Genomic DNA, 21,874 nt, shown 5'->3' with positions numbered 1-21,874 from the left:
AAATCCGCCCCCTTTTTGCGGAAATGGCCTTTAGATCTCTGTGCCTACCTCTCATCTCAAAAATCATCGATTTTTTGAAATCACACCACCCATGTATTGATTCAAATCGCGCAGATCTTTAATGCTCCATGAGTGCGGCGATAGCTTTACACCATTCTCACGCAAGGTTCTTGGAATCAAGTCTCCATTTGGGCGAAGTATTATCGAAGATACAATCACGCCCGGATAATCATTCAATCGTTTTTTGAAAGTGGATGTTGTTAAATCAGGTGCAGGAGGATTGCTTTTATTGGCCAGTGGTCCTGTTGCTTTGAGATCCATTCCGTGGCACATGCTGCATCGCTGTAGATAGAGATTTTTTCCATTAGCATTATCCGCGAAGGATAGTGATGTTTGAGTCAGCGATAAAATTCCTAGCGAAGCGATGAATAATATTTTCATTGTTTTTATCTTCCTTGATGGGATCAGCGTCGATTGGACGCGATTTGGAGCGCGGGAAAGATATCAGCCATCGCGTTGGCACTCACAGTCATTTCTGATGCTCAACTCGTTTTCCCGGCGCATCCCGGTGACCGCTCTTGGCCGAAACCAGCCCTTTAATCCCCACGCTGGTCTACCATGCCACCCCGGCAGTGGTTTCACGCGCTACCGACTTCAATCCCCCAAGGTATCGCACATGAGCATCGACCAAATCAGCCTTCCCAAAGGCGTAGGCCCGCACGCCATCAAGCTCCTCGACGCCATCACCGGTGCTGACACGAAAGAAGACCTGAACCGCGCAGGCGGCAAAGCCGAGGGTTTTGTGTTGGGCCTGGAAAGCGCCAAGGCCATCAAAAGCCAAATCGCCGAGTCGTTGTATGTGGCTTATGACGACGCGGCGAGTCATCGGTTGGGTGAGTTGAAGGGCTAGTCCCGCAGGACCGCGTTGGGCTTTAGCGGCACGGTGTTTCGCGGTCCATCAGTTTGCCGATCAGCAATACGCTCAATTCGCTCAGTTGGTGAATGGCCAGCGCGACGTCGCGGTCTTTGCCGGTCAGTTCGTCGGACAGGTCGAGCAGCAGGGCGCTGATGGAGGAGGTGGTTTCGTAGCTGTTGGCGATCAGGGTTTCGTTGCTGGCGCCGGCGGTGACGCTAAAAAGGGCGGCTGTCTTTGGAGCTGTCTCGGCATCAGTGCCGGGGCCGAGGTAGTGATTAATGGCGCGCTGGGCAGCCTGGTGGAGTTTCAGGTCCGGGGTGTTTGGAGGGTTCGGCGTTACTTTGAACATGGTGTAATTCCTGAATTGGGCCGACCCCCTTTAGCTACTAAACAAAAAGGGTGGCAGCTGTACGCAGGTTAGTAGACCGGGGAATTACACAAAGCCGGCGCACCCGAAGGTGCCCTACGCACAGCCACCATCAAGCACAGACAGGAACGTCTGATAGATGAAGCTCATGCACGAAGTGTAATTGACCCAAGGGCTACTAAACCCGATCACTGAGTTTTCAGCGACCGAGCAACCTTAGAGACCCCTACCCAAGCGCACAAGCCGGCGGATTCTGACGCAAGCGTAGGCAACGGAGCAAGGTGCTACTGTCTTTCAAAGCGCCTGATTTCTTACCCGGGCGAAGCCGTGTTGAATGTTTCTACCCTGCGCAATCACCGCCAAGAAGGAGTTTCGAATTGGGAACCCACAAGCTCTGGCCCGCCAGCGAACGTGAGTTGGCGCAAATGCAGCGCTTCAACCAGAAGCTCGCCTGGTTGCCGCGTTTTCGAATCCGCAATCGCTTCACGCCCCGTATGATCCAGGCGCTGTTGCGCGCCAGTCAAATGGCCGGCGCGGGCAAGTTGCTCAAGCACGGGCTTGAGGCGCAAAGCCGGTGGGTGAGTGTGGGTGGCGTCTCTGTGCCTGTGCGCATTATCCGGCCGAAAGGCAAAGCCAAAGGCGTGGTGCTGGATATCCACGGCGGTGGGTGGGTGATCGGCAATGCGCAGATGGATGATGACCTTAACGCGGGCATGGTGAAGGCGTGCGATGTGGCGGTGGTCTCGGTGGATTATCGGCTTGCGGTCAGCACGCCGGTTGAAGGCCTGATGGAGGACTGTCTGGTGGCCGCCCGCTGGCTGCTGGGGGATGACTGTCAGGAATTTGCCGGTCTGCCGGTGATTGTCGTAGGGGAGTCGGCCGGGGCGCATCTTGGTGCGGCCACGTTGCTGGCGTTGAAGCAGTGGCCCGGGTTGCTTGAGCGGGTGAGCGGGGCGCTGTTGTATTACGGCGTTTACGATTTGACGGGTACGCCGAGCGTACGTGCGGCGGGGCCTGAAACGCTGCTGTTGGACGGGCCCGGGATGGTTGAGGCGTTGCGGTTGCTCACGCCGGGCCTGAGCGACGAGGAACGCCGGCAGCCGCCGTTGTCGCCGCTGTATGGCGACTTTGCCGGTTTACCGCCTGCGCTGATGTTTGTTGGTGAGTTGGACCCGCTGAGGGACGACACGCTCGATTTGGCTGGGCGGTGGGTGAAGTCGGCATCGGTTGAGGTGTTTCTGTTGCCGTCGGCGGCCCATGGGTTTATTCATTTTCCGACGGCGATGGCCAGCAGTGTGCTTGCTTACAGCCGTGAGTGGATCACGGCGCGTATTGAGGCGCGGAGGGTGGGTCAGCGCTCGGAGGAAGTGCTTTCGTCCTGAGTGGCAGCACTTTCAAGGCCTTTGAAAAACAGCCTTACGGCTCTCCGAACCTGTAGCCGCTGCCGAGGCACGAGGCTGCGATGCGTGTCCGCAGGACCGCCGCCTTGGGGCCGCTACGCAGCCCATCGCAGCCTCATTCTTCGGCAGCGGCTACAGGTTCAGTGCGCGCGCTTAATGGGCCTGTTTTTTTCAAAGATCTTGAAAGGGCTGGTCCTGAGTGGGTTCAGCTTCCAGCTTCAGTCGGTCAGCTTTGCTGATGTATTTATCCTTGCTGGCGGGTGCTAATTTGGCGCTGGCCTTTTTGGCGTGGGCCTTTAAGAGCTGCTTGATTTTTTTGCGGCGGTTCATGGTGTCTGCTCAGCGGGTAACTGTTTGAATGGATGGGTCAGCCGCCGAACTGCAGGGTACCCATGGCCAGCTTGGCGATCAGGGCGCCGGCGCCGAGTTGCACCAGCCACAACGCTAAACCGCCGAGGAAGACGCCGAGGGCGACTTGCAGCACGAGGCTTTTCTGGCGCTTGGCTTGAGGGGCGCGAGGGGTGAAGTGGTCCAGCTCGTCGCGGTCGGCACGCAGGTCCAGGTCGTCGTTTCTCATGGGGTTCTCACAGCAAAGGGCAGTTGGGGTTCAGTCTAGGGGCTATGGGCTCAAAGCTCTATCTCCGCGTAGCGGCTGTCGAGCTTTAGCGAGGCTGCGATGCGGGCACCTGGGTGTATCAGCCCTACCGAGGTGATGCTATCGCAGGCAAGCCAGCTCCCACATTTGATCTGTGCAACGTTGAGCATCGCGGTCAGGCCTACAGCATCTCTATCTCCACGTAGCAGCTGTCGAGCTTTAGCGAGGCTGCGATGCGGGCCGCAGGACCGCCCTCGGGGTCTGCTGCGCAGCCCATCGCAGCCTCGTGCCTCGGCAGCGGCTACAGAGATCAGGCTCCTGCGCAATGTTGAGTATCGCGCATGAAAAAGGGGAAGCCATGTTGGCTTCCCCTTTTTTGCAGCGCGCTCAGGCTTACAGCACTTGAACGATCGCCCTGGTCACGGCACCGATGTTCGCCTGGTTCAGCGCGGCCACGCAGATGCGGCCGGTGTCGAGGGCGTAGATGCCAAACTCGTTGCGCAGGCGGGTGACTTGTTCAACGGTCAGGCCGGAGTAGGAGAACATCCCGCGCTGGCGGCCGACGAAGCTGAAGTCGTGGCCCGCAGCGGCCTTGGCCAGTTCGGCCACCATCTGCTCGCGCATGCCGCGAATGCGCAGGCGCATTTCGGCCAGTTCGGCTTCCCACTGGGCGCGCAGCTCAGGGTTGTTCAGCACCGCTGCCACAACCGCTGCGCCGTGGGTCGGCGGGTTGGAGTAGTTGGTGCGGATCACGCGTTTGACCTGGGACAGGATGCGCGCGCTTTCTTCTTTGGAGTCGGTGACGATGGACAGTGCACCGACGCGCTCGCCGTACAGCGAGAACGACTTGGAGAACGAGCTGGACACAAAGAAGGTCAGGCCCGATTCAGCAAACAGGCGCACTGCAGCGGCGTCTTCGTCGATGCCGTCGCCAAAGCCCTGGTAGGCCATGTCGAGGAACGGCACCAGGTTTTTCGCCTTGACCACGTCCAGCACGTGTTTCCAGTCGGCCGGGCTCAGGTCGACGCCGGTCGGGTTGTGGCAGCAGGCGTGCAGCACAACGATGGACTGCGGCGGCAGGGCGTTGAGGTCTTCCAGCAGGCCGGCACGGTTTACGTCGTGGGTGGCGGCGTCGTAGTAGCGATAGTTCTGCACCGGGAAACCGGCCGCTTCGAACAGGGCGCGGTGGTTTTCCCAGCTTGGGTCGCTGATGGCGACGACAGCGTTGGGCAGCAGTTGCTTGAGGAAGTCGGCACCGATTTTCAGGGCGCCGGTACCGCCGACAGCCTGGGCGGTGATGACGCGGCCGGAGCTGATCAGCGGCGAGTCATTGCCAAACAGCAGCTTTTGCACGGCCTGGTCATAGGCGACGATGCCGTCGATCGGCAAGTAGCCACGGGCGGCGTGTTGCGCCACGCGAATGGCTTCCGCTTCGGCAACGGCACGCAAGAGTGGAATTTTCCCCTCCTCGTTGCAGTAAACGCCCACGCCAAGGTTCACCTTGGTGGTCCGGGTATCGGCGTTGAATGCTTCGTTGAGGCCCAGGATTGGATCGCGTGGTGCCATTTCGACAGCGGAGAACAGGCTCATTTTTGCGGCGGCTCTGAGTGGGGAAAGGAGGGACGTGTCACGCTCCAGCCGATTGCACTAGAGCGGTGCACAAACGGGGAGCTAGTATAGAGGCCATCACCGCTCGCGGCGACAGCCGAAATGGCTTTTCGGCCAAGTTTTTCGGTTTATTTCTCGACCGTTAGTCTTATTGCAACATGGATGCCCCATGGCATGTAGGACGTTTGCCTTGAAACCCGTCACATTCGCCACCACTTCTACAGCTATCATGGTTTTTTTCCTGCCACCTGCACTGAGAAGTCGCGGGTCGCGGTCTTTTTCGTCCCCGCCGTTTTTGACCGGCCCGGGGTGACTTCAGAGGTACGTTATGTCGGATTTCCAGTTAGTCACCCGCTTTGAGCCTGCCGGCGATCAACCGGAAGCCATCCGCCTGATGGTCGAAGGCATCGAGGCCGGGCTGGCCCACCAGACGCTGCTCGGGGTGACCGGCTCAGGCAAGACCTTCAGCATTGCCAACGTCATCGCCCAGATCAATCGCCCGACCCTGGTGCTGGCGCCGAACAAGACCCTGGCCGCGCAGTTGTATGGTGAGTTCAAGGCGTTCTTCCCGAACAACGCGGTGGAGTACTTCGTTTCCTACTACGACTACTACCAGCCGGAAGCCTACGTGCCGTCGTCCGACACGTTTATCGAGAAAGACGCGTCGATCAACGACCACATCGAGCAGATGCGCCTGTCAGCGACCAAGGCGTTGCTGGAGCGCAAGGACGCGATCATCGTCACCACGGTGTCGTGCATCTACGGCTTGGGCAGCCCGGAAACCTATTTGAAGATGGTGTTGCACGTCGACCGTGGCGACAAGCTCGACCAGCGCGCCTTGCTGCGTCGCCTGGCCGACTTGCAATACACCCGCAACGACATGGACTTCGCCCGGGCCACCTTCCGTGTGCGCGGTGATGTGATCGACATCTACCCGGCGGAATCCGACCTCGAAGCGATCCGTATCGAATTGTTTGATGATGAAGTCGAAAGCCTGTCGGCCTTCGACCCATTGACCGGCGAAGTGATCCGCAAGCTGCCGCGCTTCACCTTCTACCCGAAAAGCCACTACGTGACCCCGCGGGAAACTCTGTTGGGCGCGATCGACGGCATCAAGGAAGAATTGGCCGAACGCCTGGAATACCTGCGCTCCAACAACAAGCTGGTGGAAGCCCAGCGCCTGGAACAACGTACCCGCTTCGACCTGGAGATGATCCTCGAGCTGGGTTATTGCAACGGTATCGAAAACTACTCGCGCTACCTCTCGGGCCGCGAATCCGGGCAGGCGCCACCGACCCTGTTCGACTACTTGCCGGCCGACGCCTTGCTGGTGATCGACGAGTCCCACGTCAGCGTGCCGCAGGTCGGCGCGATGTATAAGGGTGACCGGTCGCGTAAAGAAACCCTGGTGGAATACGGTTTCCGCCTGCCGTCGGCGCTGGATAACCGACCGATGCGCTTCGACGAGTTCGAAAATATTAGCCCGCAGACGATTTTTGTCTCGGCCACGCCGGGTAATTACGAAGCGGAGCACGCCGGGCGTGTGGTCGAGCAACTGGTACGCCCGACCGGCCTGGTAGACCCGCAAATTGAAATCCGCCCGGCGTTGACCCAGGTGGATGACCTGCTCTCGGAAATCAGCAAACGCGTGGCGCTGGAGGAGCGGGTGCTGGTTACCACGCTGACCAAGCGCATGTCCGAAGACTTGACCGACTACCTGGCCGACCACGGCGTGCGGGTGCGCTATTTGCACTCGGACATCGACACCGTGGAACGGGTAGAAATCATCCGCGACCTGCGCCTCGGCACGTTCGACGTGCTGGTGGGGATCAACCTGCTGCGCGAAGGCCTGGACATGCCGGAAGTGTCGCTGGTGGCGATTCTCGATGCCGACAAGGAAGGCTTCCTGCGCTCCGAACGTTCGTTGATCCAGACCATTGGCCGCGCCGCCCGTAACCTCAATGGCCGGGCGATTCTGTATGCCGACCGGATCACCGGTTCCATGGAGCGGGCGATTGGCGAGACCGAGCGCCGTCGTGACAAGCAGATTGCGTTCAACCTGGCCAATGGCATCACGCCCAAGGGTGTGTTCAAGGACGTCGCCGACATCATGGAAGGCGCCACCGTGCCGGGCTCGCGCAGCAAGAAGCGCAAGGGCATGGCCAAGGCAGCCGAGGAGAACGCCAAGTACGAGAACGAACTGCGCTCGCCGAGTGAGATCACCAAGCGGATTCGTCAGTTGGAAGAGAAGATGTACCAGTTGGCGCGGGATCTTGAGTTTGAGGCGGCGGCGCAGATGCGCGATGAGATTGGCAAGTTGCGTGAGCGGCTGTTGGCTGTTTGATTGGCAGTGACTGTTGGGGCCTCATCGCAGGCAAGCCAGCTCCCACATTGGAATGCGGTCACGTGTGGGAGCTGGCTTGCCTGCGATGGCCGCACCTCGGTCTAATGCGCCTCCCCAGCCTTAACCCCCGCCGGCAACGCCTTGGTCAACAAGATCGCCACCATACTGACCCCCAGCGCCAACCCCACAAAGTGAAACGCATCGTTATACGCCATGATCTGCGCCTGCTGATGCGCAATCTCACTCAGCTTGCCCAACGCCGCCGTCTCATTGCCAAACTTCTCGGTCAACGTCGCCATCCGCTCCGCCACCTGCGGATTGCTCGGCACAATCGCCTCGCGCAGGTAATCAAAGTAGGTCTTGGTTCGCGCATCCAGCAAGGTCGCCAGCAGCGCAATCCCGATCGCGCCGCCCAGGTTGCGCAGGATGTTGAACAGGCTTGAAGCCGACCCCGCGTCCTGCGGCAGGATGTACGCGGTGGCAATCAACGAGATCGTCACCATGATCAACGGTTGCCCCAGGGCGCGGATGATCTGGATCTGGTTGAACTGGCTGCCGGCAAAGTCCGGGTTGAGCACTCCCGAGGAAAAACTCGCCAGGCCAAACAGCCCGAAGCCCAACGTGCACAGCCATTTTGGCGATACGTATTTCATCAGCTTGGGCACCAGCGGAATCAGGAACAGCTGGGGAACGCCCATCCACATGATCACTTCGCCGATCTGCAGGGCGTTGTAGTTCTGGATCTGCGCCAGGTACAGCGGCAACAGGTAGATCGAGCCATACAACCCCACGCCCATCCCCAGGCTGGAGATGCTCGACAGGCCAAAGTTGCGGTTGGCGAGGATGCGCAGGTTGATCAGCGGGTTGGGCTTGGACATCTGCACGATCACAAAGGTGATCAGGCTCAACAGGGCGACGGTGCCCAGGCTGACAATCAGGCTCGACTCCAGCCAGTCCTTGCGATGGCCTTCCTCAAGAAACACCTGCAAACACCCAAGGCCTACGGCCATGGTGACGATGCCGAGGTAGTCGGTGCTTTTCAGCAGTTCCCAGTGGGAGTCTTTTTTCTCCAGGCCATACAGCAACCCGGCGATCATGAGCAGGCCGGGCGGTATGTTGATGTAGAAGATGTATTCCCAGCCCCAGTTTTCGGTGAGCCAGCCGCCGATGGTCGGGCCGATGGAAGGGGCGAAGGTGGCCGTCATGGCGAACATCGCCATGCCCTTGGCGCGGTGATGTTCCGGCAGTTTGATCAGGGTCAGGGTGAAGGCAAGGGGGATCAGCGCGCCGCCGGTAAAGCCCTGAAGGGCGCGGAACACGATCATGCTTTCCAGGCTCCAGGCCATGGAGCACATCAAGGAGGCGACCAGGAACCCCGCCGAGACCCACACCGCCAGCCGCCGTGCCGACAGCAACTGCACCAGCCAGGCGGTGAGGGGGATCATGATGATTTCCGCCACCAGGTACGAGGTGGAAATCCACGAGCCTTCTTCCAGGGTGGCCGACAGCGCGCCCTGGATGTCCTTGAGGGACGAGTTGGTGATCTGGATGTCGAGCACGGCCATGAAGGCGCCGAGCATCACGCTCATCACCGCGATCCAGTCGCGCCGGGTCGGTTCGCCGACAGGGCGCAGCAGTTGATCACCGGCCATCGTTTGGGTCTTTGATGTTCACTTTGACGGTCACCGACATGCCGGGACGGATTTTGCCGTGCAGCGGGTTGTCGGCGGCAAAGGTCAGTTTCACCGGAATCCGTTGTACGACTTTGGTGAAGTTGCCGGTGGCATTGTCTGGCGGTAACAGGCTGAACTGCGCGCCGGAAGCGGCAAACAGGCTGTCGACCCGCGCCTCGATCGGTGTGTCGCCGTAGGCGTCGAAGGTCAGTTCGGCCTTTTGCCCGGCCTGCATGTGGCCGATCTGGGTTTCCTTGAAGTTGGCCTGGATCCAGATGTCCTGGTCCGGGACGATCGATAACAGGTAGGCGCCGGCCTGCACGTATTGGCCATTGCGCGCGGCGCGTTGGCCGATCAGGCCACTGATGGGCGCATGGATTTCGCTGCGGGTCAGGTTCAGCTCGGCCTGGGCCAGGTCGGCGCGGGCGTTGGCGATCTGTGCATCGAGGCGCTTGATTTCGGCACTCAGGGCATTGACCTGCTGGCGCTGGCCTTGCACGTCGGCCTGGGCCTTGGCGACCTGGGAGCGGGCGATATGGTTGTCGGCAGACAGGGTGGTGACCCGTTCTTCCGAGACATAGCCGGGCTTGCGCAGGGTTTGGGCGCGAGACAGGTCGATCTGCGCGCGGCCCAGGCTGGCCTGGCTGGACGACACCTGGGCTTCACCGGCAGCGATCAGGCTGGCTTGCTGAGTCAGCTTGCTCTGGGCCTGCAAGCGTTCGGCTTCGCGGGTGGCAAGGGCGGCGTTGGCGCGGTCGACGGCGAGGTGAAAGTCGTCACCTTCGAGCCTGACCAGCAACTGGCCTTTTTCGACGTGCTCGTTATCGCCCACTTTCACCTCGACGATCCGCGCGCCGAGCTGGCTGGACACACGGGTGATCTCGCCCTGGACGTAGGCGTTGTCGGTGCTTTCATAAAAGCGGCCCTTGAAGAACCACTGGGCGAAGAAACCCGCGGCGACCAGGGCCACGATAAACAGGAAGATAAACAGGCGGCGTTTGAGTGGGGCAGGCATGAGGGCGATGTCGGTAACAAAAGGTAATGGAATATAGCCAGTCAATGTTCTGGCCAATAGCCGTTCTGGGCTTTAGACCGAAGCTTGGCCTATATGCCCTTTGTTAGCCTTCGTACGCTGGAGCCCGAGTGCCTGGGGCTGTTACCATTCGCCCCTTGTTTCAATTTCAGTTTTATTGCCCATTCGAGACCCGCCATGACCACCGTCCGCACGCGCATCGCGCCATCGCCCACTGGGGATCCCCACGTTGGCACTGCCTACATCGCCTTGTTCAACTACTGCTTTGCCAAGCAGCATGGCGGTGAATTTATCCTGCGGATTGAAGACACCGATCAACTGCGTTCGACCCGTGAGTCTGAACAGCAGATTTTCGATGCCTTGCGCTGGCTGGGCATCACCTGGGCTGAAGGCCCGGACGTCGGCGGCCCGCATGGCCCGTACCGGCAGAGTGAGCGCAGCGAGATCTACAAAAAGTACACCCAGCAGTTGGTCGACATGGGCCATGCCTTCCCGTGCTTCTGCACCGCCGAAGAACTGGACCAGATGCGCGCCGAGCAAATGGCCCGGGGCGAAACCCCGCGCTATGACGGCCGTGCACTGCTGCTGTCCAAGGAAGAAGTCGCCAGCCGCCTGGCCGCTGGCGAGCCGCATGTGATCCGCATGAAGGTGCCGAGCGAAGGCGTCTGCGTGGTACCGGACATGCTGCGTGGCGATGTCGAGATCCCGTGGGATCGCATGGACATGCAAGTGCTGATGAAGACCGACGGCCTGCCGACGTACTTCCTGGCCAACGTGGTCGACGACCACCTGATGGGCATCACCCACGTACTGCGTGGCGAAGAGTGGCTGCCATCGGCCCCGAAGCTGATCCTGCTCTACGAGTACTTTGGCTGGGAGCAGCCGCAGCTGTGCTACATGCCGCTGCTGCGTAACCCGGACAAGAGCAAGCTGTCCAAGCGCAAGAACCCGACCTCGGTCACCTTCTACGAGCGCATGGGCTTCATGCCGGAAGCGATGCTCAACTATCTGGGCCGCATGGGCTGGTCGATGCCGGACGAGCGCGAGAAGTTCTCGCTGCAGGAAATGGTTGATAACTTCGACCTGTCCCGCGTGTCCCTGGGTGGGCCGATCTTCGACGTCGAGAAACTGTCCTGGCTCAACGGCCAGTGGCTGCGCGACTTGCCGGTAGAGGAGTTCGCCAGTCGTGTGCAGCAATGGGCGTTGAACCCCGAGTACATGATGAAGATTGCACCGCACGTGCAGGGCAGGGTGGAAACCTTCAGCCAGATCGCACCGTTGGCCGGGTTCTTCTTTGCCGGTGGCGTGAACCCGGATGCCAAGCTGTTCGAGTCCAAGAAGCTTTCGGGCGATCAGGTTCGTCAGTTGATGCAGTTGATCCTGTGGAAGCTCGAAAGCCTGCGTCAGTGGGAGAAGGATGCGATCACCGCGACGATCCAGGCGGTGGTTGAATCCCTCGAGCTGAAACTGCGCGATGCCATGCCATTGATGTTTGCCGCGATCACCGGGCAAGCCAGCTCGGTGTCGGTGCTGGATGCGATGGAAATTCTCGGTCCGGACCTGACCCGTTTCCGCCTGCGCCAAGCCCTTGATTTGCTTGGTGGTGTGTCGAAGAAAGAAAACAAGGAATGGGAAAAGCTGCTGGGCGCTATCGCCTGAGTAAGCAGTTGTAACGATTAAACCCCGGTTTTCCGGGGTTTAGTCGGTAAGTGATTGTTATGTCGGCAAAAAATTTTGGAAATTGTTGAAAAAAAATTTGACAGCTTTCCAATACGCCCTTAAGATTCGCCCCGTCCTCACCGACGAGGGGCTATAGCTCAGCTGGGAGAGCGCTTGCATGGCATGCAAGAGGTCAACGGTTCGATCCCGTTTAGCTCCACCAATTTACAGGTTCAAGGTCTGGCCACACCGTCCTTGAATTCGATCAGACTCAGCCTGATCACGTTGTATAGAAGGTTTGTGTCCCCTTCGTCTAGTGGCCTAGGACACCGCCCTTTCACGGCGGTAACAGGGGTTCGAGTCCCCTAGGGGACGCCAGTTTCAACAAGCAGCTCGAAAGGTCTGCTGCGCCGCGAGGCGAAAAATCCGGGGCTATAGCTCAGCTGGGAGAGCGCTTGCATGGCATGCAAGAGGTCAACGGTTCGATCCCGTTTAGCTCCACCAATTTACACGTTCAAGGTCTGGCCACACCGTCCTTGAACTGATCAGACTCAGCCTGATCATGTTGTATAGAAGGTTTGTGTCCCCTTCGTCTAGTGGCCTAGGACACCGCCCTTTCACGGCGGTAACAGGGGTTCGAGTCCCCTAGGGGACGCCACGATTACCCGCTCTGCGGGATTTTTAAGGGTCATTCAATTATTGAATGGCCCTTTTGTTTGTCTGGCGTTTGCCGATTTCCTCTCTCCCTGATAATTCTTCTGACCAATGGTCAACTCAATGACTTGCTAAATATTATTATGGGAATAATATTTTACTCGTAATATTCGGAGGCAGCGATGAACGATAAAAAAGCGCAAACCCGTGAACGCATTCTTCAGGCCGCCAGTGCCGCGCTGGTCCAGCGTGGCCCGGCCGAGCCCAGCGTCGGCGAAGTCATGGGCGCGGCGGGGCTGACCGTGGGCGGTTTCTATGCCCATTTCGAAAGCAAGGACGCGTTGATGCTGGAGGCCTTCAATCAATTGCTGGCCCAGCGTCGTGCGTCCATCGACGACATGGACGCCGAGCTGACGGGTGAAGAACGACGTGCCCTGGTGGCAGCGTTCTACCTGTCACGCAAACACCGGGACTCTACGGCCCAGGCCTGCCCGATTCCTGCCACGGTGGGGGAGATGGGCCGCTTGCCGGACGACTTCCGCCGGGTGCTCAACGAGCACGTTGAACTAATGGCGGCCCAGTTGGCCGCCAGTCCTGAAGACACCGACAAAGCCTTGGCTGACATGGCGTTGATGGTCGGTGGCTTGGCGTTGGCCCGCGCCCTTGGGCCGGGAGAGTTGTCGGATCGCATGTTGCGCGCGGCCAAGTCGGCAGTGCGCTGAGGACGGCCTTGGGCCTTGGGAGTGAGTGATGAGCGCACTTAAATGGATTCGTGGCGTCAATGGCACCTTGGGTCGCCTGGCACCCCAAACGGTGGCCAACAAGATGCGCCGGGCGTTTATGACGCCTCGTAACCATCCTCCCCGTGATTGGGAGCTGCCGCTGCTGGCGCAATCGGAGCGTATGACCTTGCGTTTCGGCTTGTCGGCGCTGCGCTGGGGCCAAGGCCCTGCGGTGTTGTTGATGCACGGCTGGGAAGGGCGCCCGACGCAGTTTGCCAGCCTGATCACCGCGCTGGTGGGCGCCGGTTACTCAGTGATTGCCCTGGAAGGCCCGGCGCACGGCCGCTCGCCCGGGCGTGAAGCGCATGTGCTGCTGTTTGCCCGGGCCATGCTGGAAGCCGCTGCCGAATTGCCGCCCTTGCATGCCGTAGTCGGTCACTCCATGGGCGGCGCCAGCGCGATGCTGGCTGTCCAGTTGGGGCTGCGCACCGAGTCGCTGGTGAGCATTGCTGCGCCGTCGCGTTTTCTCGATGTGTTGCGTGGGTTTGCCGGCGTGGTCGGCTTGCCGGCTCGGGCGCGTTCGGCGTTTATCCAGCAAGTCGAGTTCTCCTTGGGGATGCCGCTCAAGCATCTGGATGTGGCCCATTATCAAATGAACATGCCGGGCTTGATCGTGCACGCCGAAGACGACACGTTTGTTCCGGTCAAGGCTTCACAGATGATCCATGAGGCGTGGTTTGACAGCCGCCTGATGCGCCTGGAGCAGGGTGGCCACCAGAAGGTATTGGCCGATCCGCGAGTCATCGAGGGCGTGCTGGCGTTGCTGGCCGGTTCTCGCCTGCCGGAGCGGCAAACCGCCTGAGCCATGGGTTACACTGCTGCCGCCGACATTAATCGACCGGGAGCAAAGCATGGGCTGGGATTTGGCATCGCCGTTTATCATCGATCTGCAGGTAGCGCCTGAGGATATTGACGGCCTGGGCCACGCCAACAACGCGGTGTATGTATCCTGGCTGGAACGTTGCGCCTGGCGTCACTCCCAGCGTCTGGGGTTGGACCTGGCCGAATACCGACGCCTGGATCGCGCCATGGCCGTGGTGCGCCATGAGATCGACTACCTGGCGGCGGGTTATGAGGGCGACGAACTGCAACTGGCGACGTGGATTGTCGACTGGGATCAACGCTTGAAAATGACCCGCCGTTTTCAACTGGTTCGCCCGAGTGACGGTGCCACCTTGTTGCGGGCGCAAACCACCTTTGTGTGCATCGAGCTGTCCAGCGGCAAGCCCAAGCGCATGCCCGCGGAGTTTATCGACGGCTACGGCCCGGCATTGCCTATCTGACGCAGGGGTTAACGGTTGCTGTGGGAAACCCAGTAAACTGCGCCACGTTTTTTGTTGAGTGTTTTCCATGCAAATTGCTTTGGCGCCCATGGAGGGGTTGGTCGACAACATCCTGCGGGACGTGCTGACCCAGGTGGGCGGTATTGATTGGTGCGTGACCGAGTTCATCCGGGTCAACGACCGCCTGCTGACGCCTGCCTACTTCCACAAGCTCGCCCCGGAATTGCTGCACGGTGCCAAGACCGCTGCTGGCGTGCCGCTGCGTGTGCAATTGTTGGGTTCTGATCCGGTGTGCCTGGCGGAAAACGCCGCGCTGGCCTGTGAGCTGGGCAGCGAGGTCATCGACCTGAACTTCGGTTGCCCGGCCAAGACCGTCAACAAATCCCGAGGCGGTGCGGTGCTGCTCAAGGAGCCGGAGCTGCTCAACCAGATCGTCGAACACGTACGCCGTGCGGTGCCGGCGCATATCCCGGTCACCGCCAAAATGCGCCTGGGCTTCGACAGCCCGGACGGTGCGCTGGTCTGCGCCACGGCGCTGGCCGAAGGTGGCGCCGCACATATTGTGGTTCATGCTCGAACCAAGACCGATGGCTACAAACCGCCGGCCCATTGGGAGTGGATCCCGCGGGTGCAGGATGTGGTCAAGGTGCCGGTGTTCGCCAACGGTGATATCTGGAGTGTCGAGGATTGGCGGCGTTGCCGCGAAATCAGCGGTGTCGAAGACATCATGCTCGGTCGCGGCCTGGTGGCTCGCCCCGACCTGGCCCGGCAGATTGCTGCGGCGCGTGCTGGCGAAGAAGTCGTGGAGATGACCTGGGCGCAGATGCAGCCGATGCTTCAGGAGTTCTGGACGCAATCGGTCGCGCAGTTGACGGAGCGTCAGGCCCCGGGCCGTTTAAAGCAGTGGCTGGCGATGTTGACGCGTAACTACCCACAAGCGGTGGAGCTGTTTACCGCGCTGCGCCGGGAAACCGATCTGGAGCAGGTCAGCCGTTTGCTGGGGATGGCGCATCCCGGTCAATGGAGTGCAAAGCCAGCTTTGCAGCATTGAGCTATTACGCATAACGTTCAAGCAATCACGAAGGGCGCCACTGGCGCCCTTTTTTGTGGCTGCGTTTCGGGTACGTCAAGTGTGGCAAGACGCAACAGGGAATCTTCGGTTGTTCTTATCTGATGCCTGAGTTTCACCCGACCTTCAGGGGGCAGGTCGAGCCCTTTAGCGCGCGGGTTTTGTCCGGGTTTTATCGCCCAGATAAATCCTACGTGCCATCAGATTATGCCTCTGGTGATAGTACGAGTTTTGAGGTTTGGCAGCTTGCGGTTACTTGAGCTGCTGGAACCTGTCGGTCTTGGCGGCCACTGACGAAGAACATTAAGCACAGATGATAAGGGGAGTTTTTCAGACGTTCCCTACAGCTTTAAGTTGCTTGATGTTTTTCTTAATTGTTCGTTGAGGAGAGACATATGCATGTTGCAAATATGTTAAGAGCGGTTGATGCGAGAGGGGGAGAGTGGGACGAGGGGGTGGAAAGAAAGGCCACTGAAGTGAAAGTGAAAAGTGCGCCGGTCGAGCCATCGAACAGCTATAGGAATACGGCTGTTAACGATTTTGGTAATGCTACTGCAAGTAATGGTTTCAAAGAGATGGTTGATACGATTCAGGCTGTATTCAACCTGGTCGGCATGGCGGTGAGTTTTTTCAGGAGTTTTTTCTCTTCTACACCCAAGCCGACAATGGTTTGCCCAACTAAACCTTCATCGGTTACGCCCAGGCCATATCCAGCCAATCCATTTCCGGATGCGTATCCAGTTAATCCATTTCCGGTTAACCCATCTCCAGTTAATCCATTTCCAGTTCCGCTTAGGCCAACGCCCGGAAAAAAGCCGGATGATATATGGGGCGGTTTCAGGCAGGGGCCGGATGGCAACTGTGTCACGGTGTCAGCAATCAAGGCGGCGATGATGAAGTTTGGCCAGAAACCCACCGATATATTTAAAGAGGTTAAAAAAACGGGAGACGGGTATGCCGTGATAATGAGGGATGGGGTTGAAGTCAAATTCAGCCAGGCAGAGTTACAAATGGGATCCAGGGGGTCGCAATTTATTGGACCGAACAGGGAAATGCTTGAGGACGCCCGCTTTCTGTTTACCGCCAGCGCCAAGCGAGCGCAGATGGAAAACAATGATGGCACTGCTGCACGCAGCTTCAATCAAGCGATCAAAACACTGAACGACGGCGAGTATTCTCGCGAAGGTCTGCTGCGGCTGGGTTTGAAAAACCATATAAAGACCGTTCCTTTATCGGCTTTGCTCAACGGCATGATCGGTACGATCGAAAGGCGTGGGCATTCCGTTGCCGTGATTGAAGGCGTCGAGGAACTATGGGGGAAACGAGGAGGCAAGCCTTATCAGCCAGGAACCATAACAGGGCTCGTGTGATAGCGTTTTTGTTGCATCGGGTGGTGACTTTCATGCGTAAGGTCGCATAGAAAAGCATAAAGCCGACGTGGCGCAACGCCATGGCTTTTGGGGACAGGTTCCGGTCTTTCCTCGACGGCATGAATGGAGTCCTCTGGGTGTGGCCTGATGTGTCGGTTGTTCAGCTAAACCTTGTGTGGCACCTGTGTAGAAAAGGTTCCGATTTTTTTCGCGGGGTAGGACTGGCAGCGATGCTGCAGTGTTCGGCCCTTTAATGATGAGTAGTGTGGGAGTTATACCGTGATCAATTCTTATCGTCTCAGTGATATTTTTTTAAGCAGTGAAAACTATAACGCTCAAAAGACGGCTGTTGAGTTCAAAGCCAATGCGCCGATTCACTTTATACCGAGAGCACAGCTTTCAATAACGCCACCCTCCATTCCCATTGCGGCGCCGACAGTCACAGTGGCGCCAACACCTGCTCCCGCTCCCGCCGAATCACTTGGCATCATGGGGGAAATTAACAAGTTTATCGATCGGGCAATCGAAACGATCTCTTATTTTGCAAGCAGCCTGAAAAAGTTCGTGATGGGCTTGAATTTATTCAAGGACTGGTTTGTGAAAGTTTGAGTTTTGGTATTTTGATTCGCGATCAGGGCAAATAAACGGGAGAAAGTGTAATTGTCAAAAGGAATTGTGGGGTTATTTCGGTCGTCGATAAATAATACAAAGCCCTCGGCCGATGCCTTGGACCTGGCAGCCACATTGCCCCGGCAAAGTGGCTGCCTTTATTTTCCAGGCTCATTCCAATAACCGTTTTAACCCCTCCAGCGGCAGGGGCCTGCTGTGCAAATACCCTTGATACAAATGGCAGCCCAACCCTTGCAGGAACGCTAACTGCTCAGGCGTTTCCACCCCCTCGGCAATCACCTCAAGGTTCAAGCTTCGAGCCATCGCTACAATCGCCCGGATGATCTCGGCGTCGTTAGGATCATGCGTCGCATCGCGTACAAACGACTGATCGATTTTCAGTGCATTCACCGGCAAGCGTTTGAGGTAAGTCAGCGACGAGTAACCTGTACCAAAATCGTCCATGGCAAAACTCACACCGAGTTTTTTCAGGCGGCGCATCTTGCTGATGGTGTCGTCGAGGTTCTGGATCACAATGCCCTCGGTGATTTCCAGTTTCAGCAGAGAGAACGGCAACTGAAACCGTCTCAGGCTGCGTTCCACCCGTTCTACAAAGTCGTTCTGGCGAAACTGTCGAGGGCTGATATTGACGCACAGGCTGAAATTCAGCGGGTCCACCAAGCCTTCGGCAATCAGATGTGCGAACGCTGCGCACGCCTCGTCGAGAATCCACGTGCCGACCTCCAGGATCAGTCCGCTGTCCTCCAGGACCTTGATAAATTCGGCCGGCGATTGCGCACCCAGCTGCGGATGCTGCCAGCGCACCAGGGCTTCGGCGCCGACGATGCGATTGCCTCGGGCGTCCACTTGCGGTTGGTAATGCACGCTGAATTCCCCGCGGGATAGGGCCAGGCGCAGGTCGGTCTCCATGCGCAGCCGTTCGCTGGCGGTTTTCTGCATACTGTTGTGGAACATCTGGGTGGTATTGCGCCCGGAGTCCTTGGCCCGATAGAGGGCAATGTCGGCGCGCTTGAGCAAGTCAGTGGGTGTAGAGCCGTGATCGGGAATCAGTGCGACGCCAATGCTTGGCGTGACCTGCAAGCGGTGGCCATCAAGAAACATCGGCTCTGACAACAGCTCGCGCAAGGTGTCGGCTAACGTCTGAACCTGGCTGCCGACCTCTGCACGCGAACCCTCCAGGCCGCTGAGCAAAACCACAAACTCATCGCCCCCCAGGCGCGCCACGGTGTCTTCCATGCGCACACTGGCCTCCAGGCGCGCGGTGACGATTTTCAGCACCGTATCGCCTACCGGGTGGCCGAGGGAGTCGTTGATGTGCTTGAAGTGATCCAGATCGAGAAACAGCAGGGCGCCCCGCAGGTTATGGCGTTTGAGCAGGGCGATCTGCTGGCTCAGGCGGTCCATCAGCAATGCGCGGTTGGGCAGGTTAGTCAGTGGGTCGTGATAGGCCAGGTGGCGTATCTGTGCCTGGGCGTTTTTCAACAGGCTGACGTCCCGGGCGGTCAGCAGCAGGCACGGGGTTTCATTGAGGGTGATCGGCTCGACTGACACCTCGACCGCCATCACCTCCCCGCGCTTGTTGTGCCAGAGCATTTCCAGGTGATGAATGCGGCCCTTGATCTGCAATTCGGCCAGCAGCGCCGCACGTTGGTTCTCGTCGGCCCAGATGCCGATCTGGTACAGCGTCAGGCCAATGGCTTCTTCGGCGCGATAGCCGGTCAAGCGACAGAATCCGTCGTTGACCTCCACGTAGCGCCCGGTATCGCGTTCGGTGATGGACACCGCGTCAGGGCTGGAATGGAAGGCCTTGGCGAACTTCTCTTCGCTGGCCTTGAGTGCCGCTTCCGAGCGCTGCTGCTGAGTGATATCGCGCAAGGTGGTGACGATACAAGGGTGCTCACCCACCTTGATCAGGCGGCTGGAAATCACGCAGGTCAGGCTTTGGCCATTCTTGTGATGGACAGTGATCGCCACATTATTCAATGCCTGGTCGCGGATAACCTGCTCGATGCGTTGCAGGCGCTGGCTGGATTCATCCCACAGGCCGAGTTGTTCCGCGTTACTGTTGATGACCTCGGCGGCGGTCCAGCCGAAGGTCAGGGTGAAGGCCGGGTTGATCTCGATGAACTGGCCGGTTTCCAGGCGCGTCACGCAGATCGGATCGGGGCTGGCCTGGAACAGGCTGGCAAATTTTTCCTCGGACGCGCTCAGGCGTTGTTCGCGCTCCACCTGGTCGGTGATGTCGAGCAGAGTGCCAGCCATGCGCAGCGGTGCGCCTTGCTCATCGCGATAGAGGCGCGCGCGGCTTTCCAGGTAGCGGGTGCTGCCATCCTCCAGTTGCACTCGGTACGTCAGCTGATAGTTGCCCGCCGGACCCTCTCGCAGCGTGCGATAGGCATGGCGCATGCTTTCGCGCTCTTGATGGGGCATGCCTTCAAAAAAGGCGTCGAAGGACTCGTGAAACGGTTGAGGTTCCAGCCCGTGCAATTGGGCGGCCCGTGCCGAACCATAGAGCAGGCCGCTGGGGATATGCCAGTCCCAGGTGCCCAGTTGCGCCGAGTCGAGCGCCAGGTCCAGGCGCTCCTGGCTGTCTTTGAGGGCTTGTTCGGCGTTCTTGCGTTCCGTGGTGTCGAGGAACGTGCTGATCAGGTAGGCCTCGCCGTCCATCTCGACTTTTTGCGCACTGAGGGTGCCGTCGTGAATCTGCCCGTTGCTGGCGCGGAACTGCACCTCCATGCTGATGGGCTCGCCCTTGCGCTGGGTGGCCTTGACCAGCAAGGCACGTTGTTCCGGGTGCACCCACAGGCCCAGGTCCAGGGTGCTGCGGCCAATGGCATCGGCCACCGGCCAGCCGAACAGGCTTTCGAAATACTGGTTGGCTTCGCTGATCTGGCCATCGGCCTGGCGGGTCAGCAGCACCATGTTCGGACACAGGTGAAACAGCGTGGCGAAGCGCTTTTCGGAGTGGCTGAGGGCCTGTTCCCGTTCGCGCTGGTGGGTGATCTCGCGGATTACCCCGATCATTCGTCGGCGACCGGTCTTGTCCGGTAGTAGGCTGCCATTGATTTCCAGCCAGTGCAGGCTGCCATCGGGCCATTGAATGCGATGGTGCATCGCCTGTGCGAAGGGTTCTCCCGCCAGCACGGCATGAAAGGCCCGGATCACCTTGGCGCGGTCCTCGACCGCCAGCAGGTCGAGGTATTCCAGGTCCTTGGGCAGTGGCTGCCTGGGGTCGAAACCGAACAGTGCCTGTGTGCCCCGTGACCAACTGATTCGCCCGCTGTCGATTTCCCAAGACCAGGCACCCAGGCGCGCAGCATTGAGTGCGGCCAATAATTGTGGGGCACTTTCCCAACTCTGCTCCGCCTCCTGCGGGTTGAGCGCATGAATGCGAGGCAGCGGTGGGGTGCGGTCAGCGGGGTTGCGCATTGTCAAAGGGCCTTGGCTCAATGGGCGTTCGGCGTGGTTTTCAGGCGTTGTGGCCGCACGGTTTCAGGCCGGCACCCCTGCCGGATCGACCTGTGCATCCAATAGGCTCATGAAAGCCCGCGCAGCGTTCGACAGCGTCCTTTCGGTGTGCACGATATAGCCTAGCTGGCGACTGAGCTGTATGCCCGGCAAAGCAATGCGCGCTACCTGATCGTCGAGCATGGTGCGCGGCAACACACTCCAGGCCAGGCCGATGGAGACCATCATCTTGATGGTTTCCAGGTAGTTGGTGCTCATGGCGATATTCGGCGTCAGGCCCTGGGCCTCGAACAGGCGCTGCACAATATGGTGGGTAAACGTATTGCCGCCTGGAAACACCGCCGGATGCTGGGCGATATCGGCCAGGCTGACCGTGCCGTTATGGGTCAGGCTGTGTTCCGGGGCCACCACGAAGTCCAGCGGGTCGTCCCACACGGGCGTTGCTCGAACCAGCGTGTGAGGTTCCGGCGCCAGGGTAATGACCGCCACTTCGGCGCGGCCATGGAGGATTTCTTCGTAGGCCACTTCTGAATCGAGAAACTGAATGTCCAGGGCGACGTTCGGGTATTCCCGTGTGAAGGTGCGCAGTACGGGCGGCAGGCGGTGCAGGCCGATGTGATGGCTGGTGGCCAGAGTCAGGCGTCCGCTGACTTCGCCCGTGAGGTTGGTCAAGGCGCGGCGGGTGTCGTCCAGTACGTTGAGAATCTGATAGGCCCGGGGCAGCAGGGCGCGCCCAGCTTCGGTCAGGCCCACTTCACGGCCCAGGCGATCGAATAGCCGCACCTTCAATTGTTGTTCCAGGCCGGCGATGCGCTTGCTGATGGCGGGTTGCGTCAGGTGCAGCCGCTCACCGGCGCCAGAGAAGCTGCCGGTCTCGGCGATGGCAATAAAAGCATTGAGATTGGCCAGGTCCATGGTCGTATTCCAGTTGGTTATCCAAAGCATGAAAAATATGAATTTGAGTTATTTAATGTAACGCCATAGCATCAGCCTCACAAGCCAAGGGGTTATTGAATGGCCCAG

Annotated in this window: 19 protein-coding genes and 4 tRNA genes; 14 read left to right on the top strand and 9 right to left on the bottom strand. The window is 59.1% G+C overall.

The genetic code is table 11. From position 1 onward, the window contains the following. Positions 1–63: 63 nt before the first annotated feature. Entirely contained in the window at positions 64–441 is a 378-nt protein-coding gene (locus GNF76_RS26015; RefSeq protein WP_155585930.1) for a c-type cytochrome, read from the bottom strand. 235 nt (positions 442–676) lie between these two features. On the opposite strand from GNF76_RS26015, the gene GNF76_RS26010 reads away from it, so the two are divergent. Beyond that, a complete protein-coding gene (locus tag GNF76_RS26010; RefSeq protein ID WP_155585929.1) occupies positions 677–910 on the top strand; it encodes a hypothetical protein in 234 nt (77 codons plus the stop codon). A 22-nt stretch (positions 911–932) separates the two neighbouring features. Here GNF76_RS26010 and GNF76_RS26005 read toward each other — a convergent pair whose 3' ends face one another. After that, the gene (locus GNF76_RS26005; RefSeq protein ID WP_155585928.1) at positions 933–1,265 is read right to left on the bottom strand and encodes a DUF6124 family protein; all 333 of its coding nucleotides are present in this window, start codon (positions 1,263–1,265) and stop codon (positions 933–935) included. A 443-nt stretch (positions 1,266–1,708) separates the two neighbouring features. Here GNF76_RS26005 and GNF76_RS26000 point away from each other — a divergent pair, with 443 nt between their 5' ends. Beyond that, complete coding sequence (locus GNF76_RS26000) at positions 1,709–2,665, top strand: alpha/beta hydrolase (protein WP_155585934.1); 957 nt, start codon at positions 1,709–1,711, stop codon at positions 2,663–2,665. A gap of 189 nt (positions 2,666–2,854) precedes the next feature. Here the strand turns inward: GNF76_RS26000 and GNF76_RS25995 are convergent, their stop codons facing one another. The 3 genes from GNF76_RS25995 to GNF76_RS25985 all read right to left on the bottom strand — a co-directional run bounded on the left by GNF76_RS25995 (position 2,855) and on the right by GNF76_RS25985 (position 4,868). After that, positions 2,855–3,013, bottom strand: coding sequence for a DUF2986 domain-containing protein (locus tag GNF76_RS25995; protein ID WP_155585927.1), 159 nt, complete (start codon positions 3,011–3,013; stop codon positions 2,855–2,857). A gap of 37 nt (positions 3,014–3,050) precedes the next feature. Beyond that, positions 3,051–3,260: a hypothetical protein gene (locus GNF76_RS25990; RefSeq protein WP_155585926.1), complete on the bottom strand. Its 210-nt coding sequence runs from the start codon at positions 3,258–3,260 to the stop codon at positions 3,051–3,053. A gap of 411 nt (positions 3,261–3,671) precedes the next feature. Continuing rightward, positions 3,672–4,868: an amino acid aminotransferase gene (locus tag GNF76_RS25985; protein ID WP_155585925.1), complete on the bottom strand. Its 1,197-nt coding sequence runs from the start codon at positions 4,866–4,868 to the stop codon at positions 3,672–3,674. A 346-nt stretch (positions 4,869–5,214) separates the two neighbouring features. On the opposite strand from GNF76_RS25985, the gene uvrB reads away from it, so the two are divergent. Then, complete coding sequence (uvrB, locus tag GNF76_RS25980) at positions 5,215–7,230, top strand: excinuclease ABC subunit UvrB (RefSeq protein ID WP_155585924.1); 2,016 nt, start codon at positions 5,215–5,217, stop codon at positions 7,228–7,230. Positions 7,231–7,331: 101 nt separating this feature from the next. On the opposite strand, the gene GNF76_RS25975 is transcribed toward uvrB, so the two are convergent. Together GNF76_RS25975 and GNF76_RS25970 are read right to left on the bottom strand one after the other, a co-directional pair. After that, positions 7,332–8,882, bottom strand: coding sequence for an MDR family MFS transporter (locus GNF76_RS25975; RefSeq protein ID WP_155585923.1), 1,551 nt, complete (start codon positions 8,880–8,882; stop codon positions 7,332–7,334). Next, complete coding sequence (locus GNF76_RS25970) at positions 8,872–9,918, bottom strand: HlyD family secretion protein (protein ID WP_155585922.1); 1,047 nt, start codon at positions 9,916–9,918, stop codon at positions 8,872–8,874. The genes GNF76_RS25975 and GNF76_RS25970 overlap by 11 nt, the downstream gene beginning before the upstream one ends. A 195-nt stretch (positions 9,919–10,113) precedes the next feature. Between GNF76_RS25970 and gltX the strand changes: the two genes are divergently transcribed. The 11 genes from gltX to GNF76_RS25915 all read left to right on the top strand — a co-directional run bounded on the left by gltX (position 10,114) and on the right by GNF76_RS25915 (position 17,362). After that, positions 10,114–11,595, top strand: a complete 1,482-nt coding sequence (gene gltX / locus GNF76_RS25965) for a glutamate--tRNA ligase (protein ID WP_155585921.1) — start codon at positions 10,114–10,116, stop codon at positions 11,593–11,595. A 147-nt stretch (positions 11,596–11,742) separates the two neighbouring features. Beyond that, a tRNA-Ala gene (locus tag GNF76_RS25960) sits at positions 11,743–11,818 on the top strand. Positions 11,819–11,897: 79 nt separating this feature from the next. Beyond that, positions 11,898–11,973, top strand: a tRNA-Glu gene (locus tag GNF76_RS25955). A 50-nt stretch (positions 11,974–12,023) separates the two neighbouring features. Beyond that, positions 12,024–12,099 (top strand) — tRNA-Ala (locus tag GNF76_RS25950). 78 nt (positions 12,100–12,177) lie between these two features. Next, positions 12,178–12,253: transfer RNA gene (locus GNF76_RS25945), tRNA-Glu, on the top strand. 178 nt (positions 12,254–12,431) lie between these two features. Then, positions 12,432–12,971 (top strand): TetR/AcrR family transcriptional regulator, encoded by a 540-nt coding sequence (locus tag GNF76_RS25940; protein ID WP_155585920.1) that lies wholly within the window; start codon positions 12,432–12,434, stop codon positions 12,969–12,971. Positions 12,972–12,999: 28 nt separating this feature from the next. Then, entirely contained in the window at positions 13,000–13,833 is an 834-nt protein-coding gene (locus GNF76_RS25935; RefSeq protein WP_155585919.1) for an alpha/beta fold hydrolase, read from the top strand. A 49-nt stretch (positions 13,834–13,882) separates the two neighbouring features. Next, positions 13,883–14,314 carry an acyl-CoA thioesterase gene (locus GNF76_RS25930; protein ID WP_155585918.1) on the top strand — a complete coding sequence of 144 codons (432 nt, stop codon included), beginning with the start codon at positions 13,883–13,885 and terminating at the stop codon, positions 14,312–14,314. A 67-nt stretch (positions 14,315–14,381) separates the two neighbouring features. After that, positions 14,382–15,365 (top strand): tRNA dihydrouridine synthase, encoded by a 984-nt coding sequence (locus GNF76_RS25925; protein ID WP_155585917.1) that lies wholly within the window; start codon positions 14,382–14,384, stop codon positions 15,363–15,365. A 413-nt stretch (positions 15,366–15,778) separates the two neighbouring features. Beyond that, positions 15,779–16,753, top strand: coding sequence for a hypothetical protein (locus GNF76_RS25920; RefSeq protein ID WP_246212005.1), 975 nt, complete (start codon positions 15,779–15,781; stop codon positions 16,751–16,753). Between the two features lie 279 nt (positions 16,754–17,032). Next, positions 17,033–17,362, top strand: a complete 330-nt coding sequence (locus GNF76_RS25915) for a hypothetical protein (RefSeq protein ID WP_155585916.1) — start codon at positions 17,033–17,035, stop codon at positions 17,360–17,362. 171 nt (positions 17,363–17,533) lie between these two features. Here GNF76_RS25915 and GNF76_RS25910 read toward each other — a convergent pair whose 3' ends face one another. Then, complete coding sequence (locus GNF76_RS25910) at positions 17,534–20,812, bottom strand: PAS domain S-box protein (protein ID WP_155585915.1); 3,279 nt, start codon at positions 20,810–20,812, stop codon at positions 17,534–17,536. 63 nt (positions 20,813–20,875) lie between these two features. Continuing rightward, positions 20,876–21,766, bottom strand: coding sequence for a LysR family transcriptional regulator (locus GNF76_RS25905; RefSeq protein WP_155585914.1), 891 nt, complete (start codon positions 21,764–21,766; stop codon positions 20,876–20,878). Positions 21,767–21,874: the final 108 nt, after the last annotated feature.

Origin of the sequence: Pseudomonas spelaei, assembly GCF_009724245.1 — a bacterium.
Lineage (GTDB): Bacteria > Pseudomonadota > Gammaproteobacteria > Pseudomonadales > Pseudomonadaceae > Aquipseudomonas > Aquipseudomonas spelaei.
The sequence above is the reverse complement of the archived record's forward strand: the minus strand, read 5'-3'. Positions and strand labels throughout refer to the sequence as shown.

Excerpts from the sequence above, each read along its gene's own strand:
- GNF76_RS26015 (WP_155585930.1), bottom strand. The coding sequence starts at position 441 with ATGAAAATATTATTCATCGCTTCGCTAGGAATTTTATCGCTGACTCAA.
- GNF76_RS26010 (WP_155585929.1), top strand. The coding sequence starts at position 677 with ATGAGCATCGACCAAATCAGCCTTCCCAAAGGCGTAGGCCCGCACGCC.
- GNF76_RS26005 (WP_155585928.1), bottom strand. The coding sequence starts at position 1,265 with ATGTTCAAAGTAACGCCGAACCCTCCAAACACCCCGGACCTGAAACTC.
- GNF76_RS26000 (WP_155585934.1), top strand. The coding sequence starts at position 1,709 with ATGCAGCGCTTCAACCAGAAGCTCGCCTGGTTGCCGCGTTTTCGAATC.
- GNF76_RS25995 (WP_155585927.1), bottom strand. The coding sequence starts at position 3,013 with ATGAACCGCCGCAAAAAAATCAAGCAGCTCTTAAAGGCCCACGCCAAA.
- GNF76_RS25990 (WP_155585926.1), bottom strand. The coding sequence starts at position 3,260 with ATGAGAAACGACGACCTGGACCTGCGTGCCGACCGCGACGAGCTGGAC.
- GNF76_RS25985 (WP_155585925.1), bottom strand. The coding sequence starts at position 4,868 with ATGAGCCTGTTCTCCGCTGTCGAAATGGCACCACGCGATCCAATCCTG.
- uvrB (WP_155585924.1), top strand. The coding sequence starts at position 5,215 with ATGTCGGATTTCCAGTTAGTCACCCGCTTTGAGCCTGCCGGCGATCAA.
- GNF76_RS25975 (WP_155585923.1), bottom strand. The coding sequence starts at position 8,882 with ATGGCCGGTGATCAACTGCTGCGCCCTGTCGGCGAACCGACCCGGCGC.
- GNF76_RS25970 (WP_155585922.1), bottom strand. The coding sequence starts at position 9,918 with ATGCCTGCCCCACTCAAACGCCGCCTGTTTATCTTCCTGTTTATCGTG.
- gltX (WP_155585921.1), top strand. The coding sequence starts at position 10,114 with ATGACCACCGTCCGCACGCGCATCGCGCCATCGCCCACTGGGGATCCC.
- GNF76_RS25940 (WP_155585920.1), top strand. The coding sequence starts at position 12,432 with ATGAACGATAAAAAAGCGCAAACCCGTGAACGCATTCTTCAGGCCGCC.
- GNF76_RS25935 (WP_155585919.1), top strand. The coding sequence starts at position 13,000 with ATGAGCGCACTTAAATGGATTCGTGGCGTCAATGGCACCTTGGGTCGC.
- GNF76_RS25930 (WP_155585918.1), top strand. The coding sequence starts at position 13,883 with ATGGGCTGGGATTTGGCATCGCCGTTTATCATCGATCTGCAGGTAGCG.
- GNF76_RS25925 (WP_155585917.1), top strand. The coding sequence starts at position 14,382 with ATGCAAATTGCTTTGGCGCCCATGGAGGGGTTGGTCGACAACATCCTG.
- GNF76_RS25920 (WP_246212005.1), top strand. The coding sequence starts at position 15,779 with ATGCATGTTGCAAATATGTTAAGAGCGGTTGATGCGAGAGGGGGAGAG.
- GNF76_RS25910 (WP_155585915.1), bottom strand. The coding sequence starts at position 20,812 with ATGCGCAACCCCGCTGACCGCACCCCACCGCTGCCTCGCATTCATGCG.
- GNF76_RS25905 (WP_155585914.1), bottom strand. The coding sequence starts at position 21,766 with ATGGACCTGGCCAATCTCAATGCTTTTATTGCCATCGCCGAGACCGGC.